This is a genomic window from Kitasatospora sp. NPDC022856 (assembly GCF_055561235.1).
Genome location: NZ_JBVHHE010000146.1, coordinates 1 through 1,160 on the forward strand (window position 1 = coordinate 1; position 1,160 = coordinate 1,160).

At 65.9% G+C, this 1,160-nt stretch carries 1 protein-coding gene; it reads right to left on the bottom strand.

All coding sequences use genetic code 11. The features are described from left to right. On the bottom strand, nt 1-1,098 hold the full coding sequence (locus ACZ34W_RS38745; protein ID WP_465611215.1) for an IS630 family transposase: 1,098 nt from the start codon (nt 1,096-1,098) through the stop codon (nt 1-3). Nucleotides 1,099-1,160: the final 62 nt, after the last annotated feature.

The following is a 1,160-nucleotide window of genomic DNA, read 5'->3' on the forward strand; positions in this document are numbered from 1 at the left end:
CTAGTGTCCTGCGCCCGAGATCCGTCGGCAGAATCGGGCGAGGGAATCGAGGATCTCGTCCGCGGTCTTGGTCCAGGTGAACGGTGTGGGGGCCTCGTTCCAGGTCTTGATCCAGTTGCGGATGTCGCGTTCGAGGGTCTGGACGTTCTTGTGGGATCCGCGGCGGATCATCTGGTCGGTGAGGAAGCCGAACCAGCGCTCGACCTGGTTGATCCACGATGACCCGGTCGGGGTGAAGTGCATGTGGAATCTGGGGTGTTGGGACAGCCATGCTTTGATGGCCGGGGTCTTGTGGGTTCCGTAGTTGTCGCAGATGAGGTGGATGTCGAGGCCGTCGGGAACCTCCTGGTCGATCTTGACGAGGAACTTCCTGAACTCCGCCGCGCGGTGCCGTCGGTGCAGGGAACTGATGACCTTCCCGCTGCCGGTGTCGAAGGCGGCGAACAGGGTGGTGAGGCCGTTGCGCACGTAGTCGTGGGTCCGGCGCTCGGGCATGCCCGGCATCATCGGCAGCACCGGTTGCGACCGGTTCAAGGCCTGGATCTGGGACTTCTCGTCGACCGACAGCACCACGGCCCCCTCGGGCGGGTCGAAGTAGAGGCCGACCACGTCGTGGACCTTCTCGATGAACAGCGGGTCGGTGGAGAGCTTGAAGGTGTCCGCCAGGTGGGGCTTGAGCTGGAACTTCCGCCAGATCCGTCCCACCGTGGACTTCGACAGGCCGCTGTGGGCCGCCATCGAGCTCCGCGACCAGTGCGTCGCGTTCTTCGGGATCTCCTCCAGCGTCGCCACCACCACCGCCTCGACCTCGTCCACCGCGATGCTCGGCGGCCGGCCCGGACGCGGCTCGTCCACCAGGCCGTCCAGCCGATCCGCGAGGAACCGGCGACGCCACTTGCGGACCGTGTCCGCAGTAATCCCGAACTGCCTTGCGACGCCGACGATCGACGGTACATCCAGGCCGTCGCAGGCCAGCACGATCCGAGCCCGCATAGCCAACGCCTGGGCGGACGTCGCCCTGCGGGCCCACCGCGTCAGCACCGCCCGCTCCTCGTCGGACAACGACAACGGCTCCAACGCAGGACCACGACGACGCACCGGCACATCCGAAGAATCACTCACGCAAGATCTAACGACGGATCTCGGGCGCAGGACACTAG